We start from the raw sequence: 18144 nt of genomic DNA, 5'->3' as shown, positions 1-18144 counted from the left end.
TCGTTCAACTCCGGCTCAGTTCATGCGTTTCAGGCAATTTGGGCAGCCCGAACAGCGAAAGATCATCTTCAAGCGGCGGATTTACAGTCCGCAGTCCGGCGCGCAGCTTCGCCGAGCGCGCACGTGGATTGCTGGCTTCTTCCTCCGCCGTCGGCCCAACAGCACCTTTGACGGCGGGCGTAAAACTCGGATGACGCACATGCGTTTCGGGCATGTGTCGCGAACCCGCGCTACCGCCTGCGCGATCCGCGAAATAACGTTTTACCATGCGGTCTTCGAGCGAGTGGAATGTCACCACCACCAGCCGTCCGCCGGGCTTCAAAACCTGTTCTGCTGCCAAAAGCGCGCGGGCCAGTTCGCCCAGCTCGTCATTCACATAGATGCGCAGCGCCTGAAACACGCGTGTCGCGGGATGAATAGGCACTTTGGGATTACGCCCGACCAGCGATTCAATCGCATTGGCGAGATCAAGCGTGCGGCTGAAAGGCTGCGCCTCGCGACGCTTCTCGATCATCCGTGCGATGCGCCCTGCATGACGCTCCTCGCCGAGGAAATTGAAGATGCGCGCCAGATCGCCCATTTTCAGACGATTGACGACATCGGCAGCACTGGGCCCCTTGCTGGACATGCGCATGTCGAGCGGCCCATCCTTCTGGAAGGAGAAGCCGCGCTCGGCTTCATCGATCTGCATCGACGAAACACCGATATCGAGCACAACGCCATCCACTTTGCTGCCTGCTCCCTTCACTTGCGCTACAGCTGAATCCAGCGCCGAAAACCGGCTTTCCACCAGATGCAGACGCCCCGGAAACTGCTTTTCCATGGCGCGCCCGGCTTCGATGGCCGTTGGATCGCGGTCTATCGCGATCACTTCGGCGCCTTCATCCAATATGCGACGGGTGTAGCCGCCTGCCCCGAAGGTGCCATCGACGATAACTTCGCCGGGCCGAGGCTTGAGAGCGTCAATCACCTCGGAAATCAACACCGGAACGTGACGGACTTCAGCCCCTTCGGCTTGAGATTTGTCTCCGCCGAGGCTCGCCATCATTCCGTTCCTTTCCCGGGAGTTGCCCCCGCTATCCTGTGTTATGTCTGTGGATTCCGGCCTTTTCCCGTCATGGCGACGATCAGGCGGATTCGTTCGTCAGTTATCGGATATTAAGCTTAATGAAGCGTTATCCTTTACGTGAGCGCACAGGAATATTGAGGGGAGTAAGGGAGTAAGGGAGTAAGGGAGTAAGGGAGTAAGGGAGTAAGGGAGTAAGGGAGTAAGGGAGTAAGGGAGTAAGGGAGTAAGGGAGTAAGGGAAGAGGATCGCGGGCGCTTGTTCAGCGCAAACGATTTTTTCAGAGGCTCCGAGTTCCCACCCTATTCCCCTATTCCCCTATTCCCCTATTCCCTTATCGCCCTCCACACTATTGACGCATCACCCGTCTGCCATTATTAAATGCAAATAGTTTGCAAGTGCATATTGGTAATAAAGGTCTTTATAATGACACCCCATGGTGCGGGCCCGTCCGAAGGTCACGACGTCACCTTTGAAGGCTGGCGGCGGGATCGAGGCGAAGCCTCTATGTCCGATGTTCATCGCTCCGTGGCGGTCAACCGCTCCGGTTCGCGCTTTCGCAGGGCCATGGCCTTTGTCGGCCCCGGCTATCTTGTCGCTGTCGGCTATATGGACCCCGGCAATTGGGCGACCTCGCTCGCTGGCGGTTCCCGCTTCGGCTATGCGCTGCTGTCGGTCGTGCTTCTGTCCAATCTGATGGCTGTTTTGTTGCAGGCGCTGTGCACACGGCTTGCAATCGCCACCGGGCGCGATCTGGCACAAGCCTGCCGCGACGCCTATCCACGCTTACTGGCCTGGCCGCTATGGCTTCTGGCGGAACTCGCAATCTGCGCTACCGATCTTGCCGAAGTTATCGGCACGGCCATCGGCCTCAATCTTCTGTTCGGCATTCCGCTTGAAATCGGTGTCATTATCACCGCCGCCGACGTGCTTCTGGTGCTCTATCTGCAAAACAAGGGCTTCCGCCGCGTCGAGGCGCTCATTATGACGCTTCTGGCCGTCATCGCGCTCTGCTTCCTGGTTCAGATCCTGATGGCGCAGCCGAAATGGAACGAGGTCATTCTCGGATTTGCGCCAACGGTCGAGATCATCCGCAACCCGGACATGCTTTATATAGCGCTCGGCATTATCGGCGCGACGGTCATGCCACATAATCTCTATCTGCATTCCGGCATCGTGCAGACGCGTGACTATGGGCACACCACCGCTGAAAAGCGCGAGGCCATTCGCTACTCGACGCTCGATTCCACCATCGCACTGACCTTCGCACTGCTGGTCAATGCGTCGATCCTGATCCTCGCCGCGGCAAGCTTCAACGCGACCGGCAATACCGGCGTGGAAGATCTCGACAAGGCCCATGCCCTGCTCAACCCGCTGCTCGGATCATCGCTTGCGCCGACGCTTTTCGCCATCGCGCTTCTGTGCTGCGGCCTGAATTCGACCATCACCGCCACCATGGCGGGCCAGATCGTCATGGAAGGCTTTATCCGCATCCGGCTGAAACCGTGGTTGCGCCGCGCCATCACGCGCTTTGTGGCCATTGTTCCCGCCGCTGTTGTCACAATCATGTACGGTTCGCAGGGCACGACAGAACTCCTGATCCTGTCGCAGGTGGTGCTGAGCCTGCAATTGCCCTTCGCGGTGATACCGCTGGTCATGTTCACCGCCGAAAAGAAGAAGATGGGATCGCTGGTCGCCCCGCGCTGGGTCACCTTTCTGGCAGCCATCACCGCCGTCATCATTGTCGTGCTGAACCTGAAGCTCATCTATGATTTCTTCAGCGGTGTCCCGATCTGATCCATCTGGAGCGCATCCCGAAAAGTGTGAAACGGTTTTCGGAAAAGATGCGCGTTAAAATAAAGGACTAGCGCAGCGCCTCCCAAGCAACCGCGCCGCACAAAGAAAAGCCCGGCTCAAAGCCGGGCTTTTTCTCATCTCGAATTAGTGTCAGCCGGTCTGTAAGCCGGGTTCTGTATGGCCGGGCTTTCGCCCGACGTGGCAGCCATTCATCTGGGACGGATGTCGCCACCCGCCTCTTGCAACCCACCCGGACGACTGATCCGGAAACCGATTGCCGGTCCTTGCGAACCGGCGCGCCGTCCCTATTCGGTCTTGCTCCCGGTGGGGTTTACCGTGCCGTCTCCATTGCTGCAGACGCGGTGGGCTCTTACCCCACCCTTTCACCCTTACCTCGTCATCCCTGTCGTTGCGTTTCGCTCAAAGCGTCTGAACAACGATACGGAAGACGAGGCGGTTTACTTTCTGTGGCACTATCCCTGGGGTCGCCCCCGCCGGGCGTTACCCGGCACCGTCTTTCCATGGAGCCCGGACTTTCCTCACCTGCCGCCTTTCGGCATATGACAAGTGCGGCTGCCCGACCGACTGACATCGCGTATAAATTCGCTTCTGTCCGAAAAAGCAACAAAAAAGCCGGTAGCAAAACCGCTACCGGCTTTTCGTTCACATCAAACGGCTTGAAACTCTACGCAACCGCCGACGTAAATTCTGGAGCGAACTCCGAAAGCGAAGCTTAAAGCCCGGCCATATATGCCTTCACCGAGCTGCAATATTTTGCAGAGATCGGGTTCATGCGCGTTGCGCCATGACCGGCATTGTATTTCAGGATCGTGCCGCAGGTGCTGCCGCCGCCGAGCTTCTGTGCCATGGCAAGATACTTCATGCCGTACTGAATGTTCGTGGCAGGTTCATAAAGGCCCTTGGCCGAGCCGGAGTAACCCATGGCACGTGCCGTCGAGAGCTTGATCTGCATCAGGCCGATTTCGCCTGCTGCGCCGCGCACATTCGGCTGGAAATTGCTTTCGTGGCGCACGACCGCATGAGCGAGCGAGGACGACACGCCATAGGTGGAAGCGTAGCGATTGATGATCTGCGAATAGCCGCCGCCCTTGGTCGAACGGCTGGAACCGCCAGACTTGGAACCCTTGCCCATAGGCGCGGCACGGTTGGTGATGACCGACACCCTTTTAACCGAAGTCTTTGCCTTATCGGCTTCAGCAACTTTGTTCTGCTGACGCGCCTTGAGAAGAGCTGCGAGGTTGGTTGGTTCACTTGCAGGGGCGCTAAGCGCCGGATTCAGGCCAAACGAACTCATCGCGCCAACAAGGGCGCTAACAATAACAAATTTTACTTTCATAACCTACCGTCTTGGAACGTTTCTTATGGGGGAGCGCCCGTCTTGGGGGGAGACGATCCCGTTTATCCAGGTCCCGTTCGGTATAGGCTCTCAAGGCCCATTTCCGCCGGGATTAATCGATGATCTGACGGGGAAATGCAGCCGAAGATTGGTTGCAAAAGTAAAATCGTCTTACAGGTTGTAACAAAACTGATTCAAACGGGCGCTTTTAGACAATCCGCCGGGCAAGTGAGGTCGAAAAAGTGATTCGGCTAAATTTTTGAAAATTTGAACGAATTTCTAATTAAATTGCGAAAATCGTTCCGTTAACGCCGCTTGCTCAGGCGGTAACATTTTGTCGGGAAAAAATCAGTCTGTAGAGGGTATCTATGGTAGAAACATCGGCCACACCGTCTACATTTTGTGTCCGAAAGTGACGCTGAAATGCCTTAACCACGATTTCCGTGGCTTCATCAAAGATACCGGTAATCTCAATTCCATAGCCATAGAGCGCCAGCATGGACTGCAAGGCCTCCACCGGTTGCCCCTGCTCGCCCCGCGCCAGAAAGCGTCCGCCGCGGATCGGCGTCGGTTCGATGAAGTGGCCAATACCTGCTTCGTACAGACGTTTCCACGGAAAGTTATGGCCCGGATCAGTCTTGCGCGCCGGTGCGATGTCCGAATGCGCCAGCACGTTTTCCGGAAGGATGGCATAGCGCTCGCATATATTACGGCAAAGGCCGATAACCGCATCAATCTGCTCGTCCTTGAACAGCGGATAGTCTTCCAGATTGCCCGGATTGACGATTTCAATGCCGATGGAAGCCGAATTGATGTCGGTCTCGCCCTTCCAGAAGCTCTTGCCTGCATGCCAGGCACGGGCCTTTTCCGATACCATCTGTGCCACCTGCCCGTCCTCGTGAACGAGATAGTGTGCCGAGACCTGCATCTCCGGTGATTTGAGAATGTCGACAGCCTCCTGCGCGGTCGCCAGCCCCGTATAATGCAGGATCAGATAGACGGGCGTCTTGCCGTCGCGACGCGGACCGAAATTCGGCGACGGATCGAGCGCAGCGCCCGCAAAATCGGCCTGTTCCAGCGCCAGTTCCGCCAATTCCTGATCCTGAGCGTTGTCCTGCGTGTCGGTTGCGCCGCTGGTTTCCTGCATTACGCAGCCTCCAAATGCTTTTCTATGCTTGCCCAGGCAGCGTTTATGGCAGCAAGACGCGCATTGGCAATAGTGATGAATTCCAGCGGTAGACCTTCCGCGACCAGCCGGTCGGGGTGGTGCTGCTTGACCAGGGTTCGATAGCGGCTGCGCGCATCGTCGAACGAGACACCGCGCTCAAGGCCGAGAATGGCGTAAGGATCACCCTCGCCGCGCTGCACATGCCGTATCGCGATACGGTCGAAGGCAACCTCGTCAAAACCGAATATGCCTGCAACCTCGGTCAGAAACGCCATTTCCTTCTCATGGACATAGCCATCAGCCTTGGCGATATGAAACAGCCCGTCGAGAATATCTTCCAGAAGATGACACTCACTCTGCCCTTCCTGACAGAGACCGGCCAGTTGGCGGGCATAGCTTTCAAAGCCTGCCACATCCTGCTTGGCGAGATCGTAAAGCCGCGCCACATGAGCAGTTTCTTCCTGCGGCACCGCAAATATATCCTGAAAGGCGCGTATCTCGTCCTGCGTCACGACACCGTCGGCTTTCGCCATTTTGGCGGACAGGGCGATCATGGCAATCGAAAAGGCAACCCGCCTGCGCGTATCGGCATCGCCTTCAAAAACGGTGCGCACAGCCTCGATAACGCCTGTAATGGCGTTCGACGTCACTGACGCCACAAACTCACCGATGCGAACCCAAATCGACATGGTTCTGTTCTACAAAATTCCGTCGCTGCTGAAAACCGCCCGCATGAAGCGCAGTCGAAAAAACAATTATTTATATGCTCTTATCACCGGTCTGTGATGAGAAATGCGCCGGACCGAAAGATTATTGCGCTGATTACGCTTCAACCATCAAACCGGAACACTGATCCAGTTCAGTTGGATTGCACCGCGTTCTGGCGCTCAGTGAAAGAGCGCTGCGCCGTTGCGGCAGCCGCTTCTCCCGCGGCCTGAGCCTGTTCTTCATTCTGTCCGACCGCCTTTGCAGCGGAAACGGCATTGGTACGCGCACGTTCAATGGCAGCGGCCTGTTCCTCAGGCATATTCACACCGGCATTGTCACGCAAGGCCTTGACGAGATCCGGACCTTTTTTGTCCGATGCGCCTTCCGCCGGTGTGGCAGGCTGCGAAACAGCACTTCCGTCCTGCGCCGGAGCAGCGGCCTTCTCGTCATTGCCCTTGCCGCAAGCAGCAAGCGCAACCAGAACAATGGCGGCAACGAAGAACAAGGTGTTACGGTTCATGATCAAAGCCATAGCCGAAGACAGCCTGCGTTTAAACACGGAAATCGCTTGCGCGCCGTCTTTCCCGTAAAATGCCGCGGGATCATTCATTCAATGCAATTCCTTCTGGGACAAATGGCGATCCAGTTTCCCGGATCGCCATTCCTATGACATTTATCATACGGGACTATGACAGCTCACCGGCTGCAACTTGCCCGCACTTGCTTGGTGCTAAATAACAAGCCCGCTTAATTAGCAGGTGCGCTACCTGTACCGCCTGTACCCGTTCCCGGAGTAGCCGGAGCAGGCGTTGCAGGCGTGGTCGTCGTATCATGGTTCGAAGGTGCGGCAGGCGCAGCCGGTGCCGGTGCGGGAGCGTTGCTGGCGCCGTCATCCTTCTTCTCATTGCAGGCGGCAAGGCCCAGAAGCGACACGGCGGCAACAGACGTAATCAGAAACTTCTTCATATTGTCTCTCCTTCCTAGCGTGGGTCTGCTCGTTGCGAGCTTATCCCTGTTGAGCATGGCGCAATATGCGCAGAACACCCCTCTGCTCTCTTCGTAGCTTTCTTCGTGTTCGGCCGGCTCCTTACCGGTCGACCACTTTTGCGGTTGGATCAGGCACAGAAGTCCTGTCGATACCCACCGTCACAGAAGAAAACGGCAGCGACGAGGAAAGGTTCTCTCAAATAGTCTTACTGCCCGTAATAAAACGCCAAGATTGCAGGTACTTACTCGCGCATTTCGCTGTCAGAAAGCGGTCATTAATCCGTCAATCCCCTGTCATGCCCCGGTGTTTAACTTTTTGAAACCAAGCGCGGGATTCGTCCCAAAGGGGAATTTTATGGCCGAACAATCAGCTGACGGTACCATTCTGAAGCGTGCAGTAACCCAGAACCATGCGCTGTCCCGCGCTGGCTTTTCGGAAAGATTGTTCGCCTGGCTCTTCAAGGGGCTGGTCTATCCGCAGATCTGGGAAGACCCCGATGTGGACATGACGGCGCTCGCCATTCAGCCCGGTCATCGCATCGTCACCATCGCGTCCGGCGGCTGTAACGCCTTGTCCTATCTCACCGCCGATCCGGCCCGCGTCGAAGCCGTGGACCTCAACGAGGCCCATGTCGCCTTCAACCGGCTGAAACTCGCGGCGCTCAAGAACCTGCCCGATTACAGCGCCTTCTACCGCTTCTATGGCAAGGCAGACGACAAGACCAATCTTGCCGCCTACAAGCGCTTCGTGCGTCCGCATCTCGATGCCGAAAGCCGCGCTTACTGGGAAAAGCGCAAATGGAACGGTCGCCAGCGCATTTCGATCTTCTGGCGCGACCTCTACCGTCACGGCCTGCTGGGTGTGTTCATCGGCATGGGGCATCGCGTGGCGCGCCTCTACGGCATCGACCCGCGCGATATCCTCAAGTCGCGCACTATGGAAGAACAGCGCAGCTTCTTCGACACGGCGCTCGCGCCATTGTTCGAAAAGCGCATGGTGCGCTGGGCAACAGCGCGCAAATCTTCGCTGTTCGGCCTTGGCATCCCGCCCCAGCAATATGACGCACTCGCTACCGCCGGAAATGGCAATATGGCCGAAGTGCTGCGCAGCCGCCTCGAGAAACTCGCCTGCGGCTTTCCGCTGACGGAAAACTACTTCGCCTGGCAGGCTTTCGGGCGCGGCTATAGCGGCGATGAGGAAACCGGCCCGCTGCCGCCTTATCTGTCACGCGCCAATTTCGAAACGGTGCGCACCCGCGCCGACCGCATGACCGTCCAGAACGCCAATTACACCGACTTTCTGGCTGCCAAGCCTGCTGCATCGGTGGATCGCTATATCCTTCTCGACGCGCAGGACTGGATGAACGACAGCCAGCTGAATGCCGTCTGGACCGAAATCACACGTACTGCCGCGCCGGGCGCTCGCGTGATTTTCCGTACCGCCGCCGAACCGAGCCTGCTGCCGGGTCGCGTTGAGCCGGAGATCCTCGACCGCTGGGAATATCGCGCCGAAGAATCCCGCGCTTTGCACGACCGCGACCGCTCGTCGATCTATGGCGGCTTTCACCTCTATGTCCTGAAGGACGCCTGACATGTTGCAAAGCCCGGAAGGAAGCCGTGCGAGCGCACAGGGCAATGGCCAGGGTGCAAGCCATGCGCGTTTGATGGACAAGGTGTACCGCCATCAGCGCCATTTCTATGATGCGACCCGCAAATATTACCTTCTGGGTCGCGACCAGATGATCGCGACACTCCATGTGCCGGATGGCGGCAGCGTTCTGGAAATCGGCTGCGGCACCGGTCGCAACCTCGTCAAAACGGCGCAGCACTACCCCGATGCGAAACTTTACGGCATCGATATTTCAGCAGAAATGCTGGATACGGCCCGCAGCGCCGCCAGACGTGCTGGAATCGAAAGCCGTACTGAGCTTGAACTCGCAGATGCAGCGCAGTTCGATCCCGAGCAGCTTTTCCGTCAAACCGGCTTCGACCGCATCTTCATTTCTTACGCCATATCAATGATCCCGCAATGGCAATCGGTCATTCGCGAAAGCATCCGGCATCTCGGACCGGAGGGCGAACTGCATGTCGTCGATTTCGGCGATCAAGGCCGCCTGCCCGGATGGTTCAAACGTAGCCTCTACACATGGCTCGACTGGTTCCATGTGACGCCGCGTCAGGACATGTTAGCCGTATGTGAGCGGCTTGCAGCCGAGCGCGGCCTGTCGGTGGAACGCCGCGTGCTTTATCGCGGCTTTGCGTGGATCGCCGTTATTCGCGCTTCTGCTTAAAATTAGGAGCAAGAACAGCACTGGGCTGATGACGACCGGTCGCGGATCGCGTAACCGTTGTAGGGACTGATTCGCGACACCGGAAACCCTGCATGAAACGTCTCATGAGCCGTCTGGCCAGCCGCAATTTTCTTGGCTCCTGCTTTGCCTCCTGCATGGGCGTCGTTCTGCTTTCAGCCTGTACGACAGTGGATTACGATTTTTCTGATGTGAAAAAGCACGGCACGGTCGCCCGCATTCCGCCGCCATCGGGATCAGTGAAGGCGCCACGCTTTGGCGACCGCGATCCGCATGACTGGACAGGCAAGACGCCGTGGCACTATCCGATCCACGGCACCGACGTTTCAAAATACCAGGTCAACACCGACTGGAGCGCCGTGCGCGCCAGCGGCATCTCCTTTGCCTTCATCAAGGCGACCGAGGGCGGCGACCGTGTGGACGACCGTTTTACCGAGCATTGGAATGGCACACGCGAGGCGGGCATTCCCCGCAGCGCCTATCATTTCTATTATTTCTGCCGTCCGGCCATCGAACAGGCCCGCTGGTATATCCAGAATGTGCCGCGCGATCCTTCCGCGCTGCCGCCGGTTCTCGATATGGAATGGAACCCGCAATCGCCAACCTGCAAATTGCGGCCCAATGCGGCGGTTGTGCGCAAGGAAATGCGTATCTTCCTTGCGGCGCTTGAAAAGCATTATGGCAAGCGCCCGATCATCTACACGACCGTCGATTTCTTCGACGACAATGATCTGCGCCAGATACCGGATTATCCGTTCTGGCTGCGCTCGGTCGCCGGTCATCCGGATGAGAAATACGGCCCGCATCCGTGGACGTTCTGGCAATATACAGGCACGGGCGTCATTCCGGGCATCAAGGGCGATGCAGACATCAATGTCTTCGCGGGCGACGCCGCCACGTGGAAAAAGTGGCTGGAAAGCAACAAGGCCCGTTAAGACGGGCCTGTTTGACCTCACACATCAAGTTTTGCTTCATTTCCATGGCTTGTTGGGGCAATAGCTTTAGCAATCCTTGGAAGGGACCTGTTGCTCCCTGCAAAACGAGTGTGAGTTACCGATGAAGTTTGTTGCTTCCATCATGACAGCCGCCCTGCTCGCTTCGACCGCGGTGTCGAATGCGCAGACTGCCAATACCTCTCCGGCGCCTGCGGCTCCGACCGAAACTGCCGTCAACGCACCCAAGCCGGAATGCGAAACCGATCTTGGCCAGTGGATCGAAAATCTGGCCAAGGAAGCGCGTGAAGCCGGTGTCGGCGAAAAGGGTATCAGCGAGCTGCACAAAGCATCGCTTGAGCAGAAGGTGCTCGACCGGGATCGCAAGCAGACTGTCTTCAACCTGACCTTCACCGAATTTTCCAAGCGCCTCATCTCTGAAGCGCGCCTGAAAAAAGGCCAGGAAAATCTGGTCAAACATGCCGATGTCTTCAAGAAAGTTGAAGAAACCTACGGCGTACCGGGTCCGGTTCTCGCCGCCTTCTGGGGCCTTGAAACGGATTACGGCGCAATTCAGGGAGATTTCGACACGCTGAACGCGCTCGTCACCCTTTCCTATGACTGCCGCCGTCCGGATCTCTTCCGTCCGCAGCTGATCGCACTGCTCAAGCTGTTCGACACGGGCGTTGTCGATGCCAGCACGACCGGTGCTTGGGCCGGCGAAATCGGCATGATGCAGCTGCTGCCCAAGGATTATCTGGAGCGCGGCGTCGATGGCGACGGCGATGGCAAGGTCGATCTGAAGAACAGCGTTCCCGACGCCATGATGACCGCCGGTCGCATGATTTCCGAACTGGGCTGGAAACGCGGCCAACCGTGGCTGGAAGAAGTGCGCATCACCAAGGATCTGCCTTGGGAAGAAGCCATCCGCACCAATCGCAAGCCGCATTCCTGGTGGGCTGAGCAGGGTGTGACCGGCCTGAATGGTCCACTCGGACCGGATGACGGCGATGCCTCTCTGCTGCTGCCGCTTGGCCGCAAGGGCCCGGCCTTCCTGTCCTATTCGAATTTCGACGTCTTCGTCGAATGGAACAAATCCATCGTCTACGCGACGACCGCCGCCTATTTTGCGACGCGCCTTGCCGGTGCGCCTGCATTCGATCCCGGCAATCCAATTCCGGGTCTGACGCAGGAGCAAATGAAGGAACTGCAAACGAAACTTCAGGCACGCGGCTATGATATGGGCGCGAAGATCGACGGCGTTTACGGTCTCCTGACCCGCGATGCCGTGCGCGCCGAACAGATGCGGCTTGGCATGCCGGCCGATTCCTGGCCCACCCAGGAGCTTCTGGACAAGCTCTAAGCACATCATAAGGCGCGGGATCATCCCCGCGCCTTTTCCTATTCTGCTCTCACCACGAATGCCTGTTTCATGCTCACTACCCTGCTCGTTGTCCTGCCCGTATTTGCGCTCATTTTTTCCGGATGGGGCGCGTTCAAGCTGAAAATACTGGGACCACACGCCATTGCAGAGCTGAACCGCTTCGTGGTCTATCTGGCGCTACCTGCACTTCTGTTCGACATCATGGCCAATACGCATGGCAGCGAACTCTGGCAGCCGGGCTTCATCGCTGTCTTTCTGCTGAGCAGCGCCATCGCCTTCGTCCTGCCCTTTCTGGTGCGGTTGCGCGGAAAGCTGCCGCTTGCCGATACCGCACTCGACGGCCTCAATGCCGCCTATCCCAATACGGGCTATATGGGCATTCCGCTGTCGATGATCGCTTTCGGCTCCGGCGTTCTGGCCGCAACCACCATCTCGATCATCATCACCGTTTGCGTCACTTTCGCCTTTGCGATCGTGCTGATTGAAATCGGCCTGCAAACCGAGAAAAAGCCGTTTCATCTCGTCTGGAAAGTCGTCCGGTCCCTCATCCGCAATCCACTGCTGTTTGCACCAGCACTTGGAGCGATCTTCTCTTTCCTCGGGTTGACGATCCCCGCCCCTGCCGAAACTTTTCTGAAAATGCTCGGTGGCGCAGCATCGCCTTGCGCGCTTGTAGCGCTTGGCCTGTTCCTCGCGCAGTCGCGCAAGGTCGAGCGCGAAAGCGTCAACGCCATTGCCTTCCTCGTTTCAGTCAAGCTGATCGTCCAGCCGCTCGCCACATGGCTGCTTGCCGTCTATGTCTTCGGACTGCCGCCGCTTATGGCGGAAAGCGCCGCCCTTCTCGCCGCCTTGCCGACGGGCACCGGCCCTTTCATGCTCGCCGAACATTATCGGCGTGAGGCGGCCATCACCTCCAATGTCATTCTCTATTCGACGGTCATTTCCGTGGTGACTCTGTCGGCGTTTCTCGCCCTGATCCGCTGACGAAAAGTGGGGTATCGCTGCAAACAGCCTGTGGAAATTGTGGCGATTACCCCGTAAATCCTGTCAGTTCTGTGTCTTTTTCATGAAATGTGAACAGATTTTTCAGGTCAGAAATTTCAATAACTTAGGTGGTAAACAGAAGGTTTTTTTCACAATCACGCCAAGTTGCAGCACGAAATCTTCTTTTGTTCTCGGCTTTTTGCGCTTAGATTCCAATCTCTACCAGCGCGTGCCGGACGCTTGTCTGGCGCATATGAAGGAGACAGACCGATGGGACTGACACGATCTTTGAATGTCCTCATGATCTGTGCAGCATTTGCATTTGTTGCAGCGTTGATAGCAGGCGTCATACCGTAAAGCAGGCGCATCAGACGATTACGGCGACACAGGTTTCGAGGATAGACCGGTCTCGCAAGAAACAGAAAGCCCGCCGAAACGGCGGGCTTTTTTCTTGGTCATGCAAGGATTTTACGCAGGCTCCAAGGCCGCTTCGGTCTTCGGGCGAATACCGATCATATGGCAGATCGCATAAGGCAGATCAGCGCGGTTCATCGTATAGAAATGGAAATCCTGCACGCCGCGCTCGATCAGGTCCATGACCTGTTCGGCGGCAATGGCCGCAGCCACCAGCTGATGCGTCTGCGGGTCGTTTTCCAGCCCGTCGAAGCGCTCTGCCAGCCAGGCCGGAATATGCGTCGCGGAACGAGCGCAGAAATTCTTGACCTGCTTGAAATTATGCACCGGCAAAACGCCCGGAACGATGGGGATATAAATCCCCGCCCGGCGCACGCGCTCGACATAACGCTCATAAAGATCGTTTTCGAAGAAGAACTGCGTGATGGCGCGAGTTGCGCCAGCGTCCACCTTGCGCTTCAGCATGTCGATATCGGTTGCGAAATCGGGGCTTTCCGGATGCTTTTCCGGATAGGCCGAAACCGAAATATCAAAATCTGAAATCTGGCGCAGACCGCCGACCAGATCAGCGCCATTCAGATAACCGCCGCTTGTCGGCACATATTTTTCGCCAATACCCGCAGCCGGATCACCGCGCAGGGCCACGAAACGGTTGACGCCGAGATCGGCGAACTCGCGCACCACACGGTCGACTTCCTCGCGCGTTGCATCCACACAGGTCAGATGCGCCGCAGGCTGGATATCGGTTTCCTTCAGAATGCGTGCAACGGTGCGGATTGTACGCTCACGCGTCGAGCCGCCCGCACCATAGGTGACGGACACGAATTCCGGTTGCAAAGGCGCCAGCCGTGTGACCGTTTCCCAGAGGCGCTGTTCCATCTCTTCCGATTTGGGCGGAAAGAATTCGAATGATACCCGGGTGGTCTGGCCGACATCCGGTCGGCGGGAAAGACCATAAAAACCCATCACACTGTCTCCGTCATGCTTGATTCATTCGTTGCCGGATCGGCAATGAGAAGGCGCGGATCGCGCGCAAGCCAAAGCTTGACGGTCAGTCCCTCATCGCCGCTTGCACCCTTCGGGGCAGTCTCATTGTTTTTACGCATGATCTTGTCCGAAAAGTCTGACAACTTTTCGGGATCATGCTTGAGTTCCAGCGTCTTTTCAGGCTCAAGGCCAGCTTCCTTCATCCAGCCCAGCATCTGCTCGTCGCTGAAGCCGAGGCGCAAATGCGCATGGTCTTCGCGTAAGAATTCGAGCGTATGCGGCGCAAAATCGACGATCAGTAAACGACCATTCGGGCGCAGCGCCCGCGCGCCTTCGCGGATCGCCGAAAGCGGATCGTCCAGAAAGTGTAGCACCTGATGGATCGTCACCAGATCGAAGCTCTCGCGTTCGACCGGCAGGGCATAAACATCGCCCTGGCGCACCTGCGCATTGCCGATGGCCGCAAGATCGAGATTGGCACGGGCGACGGCCAGCATGTCGCGATTGATGTCGATGCCAAGACCGCGTGCATAAAGCGGTGCGAAAAGCTCCAGCAAGCGCCCGGTGCCGGTTCCGACATCGAGCATGGCTTGAAACGGCTTTTCGCCGACGATTTTCTTGAGTGCGGTTTCAACCGCATTCTCCGAAACATGCAGTTTGCGGATTTCGCCCCAGCTACCCGCATTGGCGCTGAAATAGGCCGCTGCCTTTTCCTGACGGCTGGACTTGACCTGTGAAAGCCGCTCCAGATCGCGCTCGACAAGAGCATCGGAGCGGTCGAGACGCGCCAGCAAGCCGCGCGCCAGATCACTGCAAATCGCATTATCCGCCAACCGGAAATAGGCCCATGCCCCTTCCTGATAGCGGTCGATGAGGTCTGCTTCGCCCAATAGCTTGAGATGGCGTGACACGCGCGGCTGCGACTGGCCGAGAATGGTCGTCAGATCGGAAACCGTCAGGTCACCCCGCGCCAGAAGCGCCAGAATGCGCAGCCGGCTTGGCTCTGCCACCGCCTTCAACACATCCACCATCTGATCGAGTTGCAATTGCAAACCGGCCATATCTTCAGCTCTTCCGTTGGGTGCGCAACCCACGCTGCGCTTAAAAACATATAAAGATATGTTTATATGGAAAGACATTCCTATGCAAGCGCTTTTCATGGCAGAATGAATCGAGCTGGGGATTCGTTCACAGCGAATGGAGAAAAGGAAAGCGCCATGCGTGCGAGCACTATGCGTCAAAAGGCAATCGCCAAATCGCTCACATTGCTGCTTCCGGCGGTTCCCTATTCAGATTCCGAGCCGATCAGAGCGGCGGCTCTCGCCCCGCATATGAAGACGCTGCCGCCATCCACGGCGGTATGGCTTGCCACTGTGGCGCATGTGCGCCATGCCCATACCGATTACGACACGTTGCGCGATGACGGATACGACAAGGATTCCGCCCGCTTCTTCGTGCTGGATGCAATCAATTCAAAGCTGACGGAATGGCGCGCAACACGGCTTTTGTCGCCGGAAGACGACGAAGCGGTGGAGATGTGAAAACGCCGCCCGGAGGCGGCGTTTTGATTGTTTTCGGTGTTGGTCTGCTTAATCGACAGACCCATGCCCTTGCAGATAGCCGTGCTTGCGCGGGTTCGGCATGAAGATGCTGACCGCGAAGACGATGACCATCATGATGGTCACGTACCAGAAGAAGCCGCTTTCCATGCCCTGCTGCTTGAACCACAGCGCGACATATTCCGCCGTGCCACCAAAGATCGCATTGGCGATAGCGTAGGAGAAACCAACGCCGAGTGCGCGCACTTCCGCCGGGAAAAGCTCGGCTTTCACGATACCGCTGATGGAGGTGTACATGCTCACCACAGCCAGCGCGATCACGATATAGATGAAGGCCATGGTCGAGCTTTGCACTGAGCCGATCAGCGTCATCAAAGGGATCGTCGTGAGGATCGAAATACCGCCGAAGCCGATCATCATGGTCTTGCGACCAACCTTGTCGGACAGCGCGCCGAACAGCGGCTGCATGAGCATATAGGCCAGCAGCACGAAGGTCATCGTTTCACTGGCGGTTTCCTTGCTCATACCGGCGGTGTTGACCAGATATTTCTGCATATAGGTGGTGAAGGTATAGAAGGCGAGCGAACCACCTGCCGTGAAACCGACAACGACCAGAAACGCCTTGCGGTGATGCTTCCAGATGGTGGCGAAGCTGCCGGCAGCCTTGCTGTTGCGGGTTTCTTCAGTCGTGGTTTCATGCAGCGTGCGGCGCAGAAAGAGCGCCACGATGGCCGCAAGACCGCCGATTGCGAACGGGATGCGCCAGCCCCAGGAATGAAGCTGCTCGGATGTGAGCATGAACTGGAGGAGCACAATTACCAGCACGGCCAGAAGCTGGCCGCCGATCAGCGTGACATACTGAAACGACGAGAAGAAGCCGCGACGGCCTGCAAGCGCCACTTCACTCATATAGGTCGCGGTCGTGCCATATTCGCCGCCGACCGAAAGGCCCTGCAACAGACGCACGATCAGCAACAGCACCGGAGCCAACACACCAATCGATGCGTAGGTCGGCAGAATAGCGATGGCAAACGAGCCGAAACACATCATGGTGACGGAAATCAGCATCGATGTGCGACGGCCCAGCTTGTCGGCGATACGGCCAAACAACCAGCCGCCGATCGGGCGCATCAGAAAGCCTGCCGCGAAAATCGCAGCCGCGTTCAAAAGCTGACTGGTCTGATCCTCAGCGGGGAAAAACTGCGACGCGAAGTAAAGCGCACCAAACGAATAAACATAGAAATCATACCATTCGACCAGATTACCCGAGGCACTGGCCACAATCGCATAGACACGACGGCGCGTATCGTGGGCGTCATGCGCCGCTTCGACCTCGCCATTGGCATCCTCATGCGTTCCTGCATTGCTCATGTTAAAAACTCCCAAAAGCGGATTCTGCTACCCACATCGAACGACAGCGATAATGTTGGATGACGCAACGTTATAAGGATGCTCGCTAATTTAGCGCAGGTCCAGAATGCGACCAGACCATAGGTGCAAAATCGTTTGCATGCAATCTATTGACTTATAAGCAATAGCAAAGCGGGCGATGGCAATTCAACTGCCACCGCCCACCGCAGTTCTTTGAAATAATTGGAAAAATTCTAGATCAACCCGACCATCGACACGGAGAGCATCAATCACATCCCCGTGTAGTGACCGGTTTCGGCATGATTATCGCTTCTGAACAACCATGAAGATACGCGGGAATCGAAGCAGCACCTTGCCGTCGCGAGTCGTCGGATAATGCGGCGCGATACGCTCCTTATAGGCTGCGAGATAGGCCGCCTGCTCGTCGGCATCCAGCGGATCGAGGAATGGTCGAAGGCCGGTGCCCTTGAGCCATTCCACGATTGCATCGTCACTGGCGAGCGGATGATTGTAGATCGTGTGCCAGATATCAATCCGCGCCGCGTCGGCGACCAAGGCATCGTAATAGGTGGCGACAGGCGGCAAAGGTCCCCTGCCCGTCTTGCCGATCTTGGCTGCAAAAGGCTCAGTCTTGGCAACATCGCGCATCCCGACATGGGTTTGCTCGCCCATATTATCCGGCATCTGAATCGCCAGAAATGCGCCCGGCTGCAGCAAGGACAAAAGCCGCTGCAACTGCTCGATATGATCGGGCAACCACTGGAAGACGGCGTTGGAGAACAACACGTCTGTTTCGGCATCCGGCTCGAAACTGGCGGCATCGCTGATGAAGAACTCCACATCCGGCAAACGGGCCTTCGCCTTGTCGATCATATCGGGCGACGTATCGAAACCCGAGATCTGCGCATCCGGCCAGCGCTCCACGAGAAGCTCGGTCGAATTGCCGGGTCCACAACCGATATCCACCACCTTGCGCGGCGCTGTCAGGGGTATCTGTGCCAGAAGATCGCGCGCCGGGCGGCTGCGTTCATCTTCAAACTTCAGATACTGTTTTGCGGACCAGTCTTTCATCGTCTTTCCTTTCATCAAATGAAAAGGCCGGTGCGATGCACCGGCCTTGG

General features: G+C 57.2%; 16 protein-coding genes, 1 other RNA gene and 1 pseudogene. 7 read left to right on the top strand and 11 right to left on the bottom strand.

The features are described 5' to 3' along the window. Positions 1–4: 4 nt before the first annotated feature. Entirely contained in the window at positions 5–1048 is a 1044-nt protein-coding gene (gene rsmH / locus FHW00_RS05505) for a 16S rRNA (cytosine(1402)-N(4))-methyltransferase RsmH (protein ID WP_176168332.1), read from the bottom strand. Between the two features lie 444 nt (positions 1049–1492). Between rsmH and FHW00_RS05500 the strand changes: the two genes are divergently transcribed. Next, a complete protein-coding gene (locus FHW00_RS05500) occupies positions 1493–2863 on the top strand; it encodes an Nramp family divalent metal transporter (RefSeq protein WP_078338666.1) in 1371 nt (456 codons plus the stop codon). 146 nt (positions 2864–3009) lie between these two features. Here FHW00_RS05500 and rnpB read toward each other — a convergent pair. From rnpB to FHW00_RS05470, 6 genes and pseudogenes are all read right to left on the bottom strand, one after another. Beyond that, positions 3010–3452, bottom strand: an RNA gene (gene rnpB / locus FHW00_RS05495) — RNase P RNA component class A. Between the two features lie 144 nt (positions 3453–3596). Further along, positions 3597–4220, bottom strand: a complete 624-nt coding sequence (locus FHW00_RS05490; protein ID WP_078338667.1) for a lytic transglycosylase domain-containing protein — start codon at positions 4218–4220, stop codon at positions 3597–3599. A 319-nt stretch (positions 4221–4539) separates the two neighbouring features. Beyond that, positions 4540–5367 carry an N-acetylmuramoyl-L-alanine amidase gene (locus FHW00_RS05485; RefSeq protein ID WP_078338668.1) on the bottom strand — a complete coding sequence of 276 codons (828 nt, stop codon included), beginning with the start codon at positions 5365–5367 and terminating at the stop codon, positions 4540–4542. Then, a complete protein-coding gene (locus FHW00_RS05480; RefSeq protein WP_078338669.1) occupies positions 5367–6077 on the bottom strand; it encodes a J domain-containing protein in 711 nt (236 codons plus the stop codon). Before FHW00_RS05480 ends, FHW00_RS05485 begins: the two co-directional genes overlap by 1 nt. A gap of 170 nt (positions 6078–6247) precedes the next feature. Further along, positions 6248–6702: pseudogene (locus tag FHW00_RS05475) on the bottom strand (antifreeze protein). Between the two features lie 141 nt (positions 6703–6843). After that, positions 6844–7062 (bottom strand): hypothetical protein, encoded by a 219-nt coding sequence (locus FHW00_RS05470; protein WP_078338670.1) that lies wholly within the window; start codon positions 7060–7062, stop codon positions 6844–6846. Between the two features lie 376 nt (positions 7063–7438). Here FHW00_RS05470 and FHW00_RS05465 point away from each other — a divergent pair, with 376 nt between their 5' ends. From FHW00_RS05465 to FHW00_RS05445, 5 genes are all read left to right on the top strand, one after another. After that, complete coding sequence (locus FHW00_RS05465) at positions 7439–8674, top strand: DUF3419 family protein (protein ID WP_078338671.1); 1236 nt, start codon at positions 7439–7441, stop codon at positions 8672–8674. A gap of 1 nt (position 8675) precedes the next feature. Next, positions 8676–9374, top strand: coding sequence for a class I SAM-dependent methyltransferase (locus tag FHW00_RS05460; protein WP_078338672.1), 699 nt, complete (start codon positions 8676–8678; stop codon positions 9372–9374). A 104-nt stretch (positions 9375–9478) separates the two neighbouring features. Continuing rightward, entirely contained in the window at positions 9479–10327 is an 849-nt protein-coding gene (locus tag FHW00_RS05455; protein WP_078338862.1) for a glycoside hydrolase family 25 protein, read from the top strand. Between the two features lie 121 nt (positions 10328–10448). After that, a complete protein-coding gene (locus FHW00_RS05450; RefSeq protein WP_078338673.1) occupies positions 10449–11687 on the top strand; it encodes a lytic murein transglycosylase in 1239 nt (412 codons plus the stop codon). A 69-nt stretch (positions 11688–11756) separates the two neighbouring features. Next, complete coding sequence (locus FHW00_RS05445; protein WP_078338674.1) at positions 11757–12692, top strand: AEC family transporter; 936 nt, start codon at positions 11757–11759, stop codon at positions 12690–12692. A 468-nt stretch (positions 12693–13160) separates the two neighbouring features. Here FHW00_RS05445 and metF read toward each other — a convergent pair whose 3' ends face one another. Both metF and FHW00_RS05435 read right to left on the bottom strand, forming a co-directional pair. Beyond that, positions 13161–14072, bottom strand: a complete 912-nt coding sequence (gene metF, locus FHW00_RS05440; protein WP_078338675.1) for a methylenetetrahydrofolate reductase [NAD(P)H] — start codon at positions 14070–14072, stop codon at positions 13161–13163. Then, complete coding sequence (locus FHW00_RS05435) at positions 14072–15154, bottom strand: ArsR/SmtB family transcription factor (protein ID WP_078338676.1); 1083 nt, start codon at positions 15152–15154, stop codon at positions 14072–14074. Before FHW00_RS05435 ends, metF begins: the two co-directional genes overlap by 1 nt. 156 nt (positions 15155–15310) lie before the next feature. Between FHW00_RS05435 and FHW00_RS05430 the strand changes: the two genes are divergently transcribed. Then, positions 15311–15634, top strand: coding sequence for a DUF2293 domain-containing protein (locus FHW00_RS05430; protein WP_078338863.1), 324 nt, complete (start codon positions 15311–15313; stop codon positions 15632–15634). A 48-nt stretch (positions 15635–15682) separates the two neighbouring features. Here the strand turns inward: FHW00_RS05430 and FHW00_RS05425 are convergent, their stop codons facing one another. Further along, positions 15683–17023, bottom strand: coding sequence for an MFS family transporter (locus FHW00_RS05425; protein ID WP_113534687.1), 1341 nt, complete (start codon positions 17021–17023; stop codon positions 15683–15685). A gap of 303 nt (positions 17024–17326) precedes the next feature. Then, on the bottom strand, positions 17327–18094 hold the full coding sequence (gene tam, locus FHW00_RS05420; RefSeq protein WP_078338677.1) for a trans-aconitate 2-methyltransferase: 768 nt from the start codon (positions 18092–18094) through the stop codon (positions 17327–17329). Positions 18095–18144 lie beyond the last annotated feature (50 nt).

The sequence above is a fragment of the Ochrobactrum sp. P6BSIII genome, assembly GCF_014138065.1.
Classification (GTDB): Bacteria; Pseudomonadota; Alphaproteobacteria; order Rhizobiales; family Rhizobiaceae; genus Brucella.
The sequence above is the reverse complement of the archived record's forward strand: the minus strand, read 5'-3'. Positions and strand labels throughout refer to the sequence as shown.

Excerpts from the sequence above, each read along its gene's own strand:
- rsmH (WP_176168332.1), bottom strand. The coding sequence starts at position 1,048 with ATGATGGCGAGCCTCGGCGGAGACAAATCTCAAGCCGAAGGGGCTGAA.
- FHW00_RS05500 (WP_078338666.1), top strand. The coding sequence starts at position 1,493 with ATGACACCCCATGGTGCGGGCCCGTCCGAAGGTCACGACGTCACCTTT.
- FHW00_RS05490 (WP_078338667.1), bottom strand. The coding sequence starts at position 4,220 with ATGAAAGTAAAATTTGTTATTGTTAGCGCCCTTGTTGGCGCGATGAGT.
- FHW00_RS05485 (WP_078338668.1), bottom strand. The coding sequence starts at position 5,367 with ATGCAGGAAACCAGCGGCGCAACCGACACGCAGGACAACGCTCAGGAT.
- FHW00_RS05480 (WP_078338669.1), bottom strand. The coding sequence starts at position 6,077 with ATGTCGATTTGGGTTCGCATCGGTGAGTTTGTGGCGTCAGTGACGTCG.
- FHW00_RS05470 (WP_078338670.1), bottom strand. The coding sequence starts at position 7,062 with ATGAAGAAGTTTCTGATTACGTCTGTTGCCGCCGTGTCGCTTCTGGGC.
- FHW00_RS05465 (WP_078338671.1), top strand. The coding sequence starts at position 7,439 with ATGGCCGAACAATCAGCTGACGGTACCATTCTGAAGCGTGCAGTAACC.
- FHW00_RS05460 (WP_078338672.1), top strand. The coding sequence starts at position 8,676 with ATGTTGCAAAGCCCGGAAGGAAGCCGTGCGAGCGCACAGGGCAATGGC.
- FHW00_RS05455 (WP_078338862.1), top strand. The coding sequence starts at position 9,479 with ATGAGCCGTCTGGCCAGCCGCAATTTTCTTGGCTCCTGCTTTGCCTCC.
- FHW00_RS05450 (WP_078338673.1), top strand. The coding sequence starts at position 10,449 with ATGAAGTTTGTTGCTTCCATCATGACAGCCGCCCTGCTCGCTTCGACC.
- FHW00_RS05445 (WP_078338674.1), top strand. The coding sequence starts at position 11,757 with ATGCTCACTACCCTGCTCGTTGTCCTGCCCGTATTTGCGCTCATTTTT.
- metF (WP_078338675.1), bottom strand. The coding sequence starts at position 14,072 with ATGGGTTTTTATGGTCTTTCCCGCCGACCGGATGTCGGCCAGACCACC.
- FHW00_RS05435 (WP_078338676.1), bottom strand. The coding sequence starts at position 15,154 with ATGGCCGGTTTGCAATTGCAACTCGATCAGATGGTGGATGTGTTGAAG.
- FHW00_RS05430 (WP_078338863.1), top strand. The coding sequence starts at position 15,311 with ATGCGTGCGAGCACTATGCGTCAAAAGGCAATCGCCAAATCGCTCACA.
- FHW00_RS05425 (WP_113534687.1), bottom strand. The coding sequence starts at position 17,023 with ATGAGCAATGCAGGAACGCATGAGGATGCCAATGGCGAGGTCGAAGCG.
- tam (WP_078338677.1), bottom strand. The coding sequence starts at position 18,094 with ATGAAAGACTGGTCCGCAAAACAGTATCTGAAGTTTGAAGATGAACGC.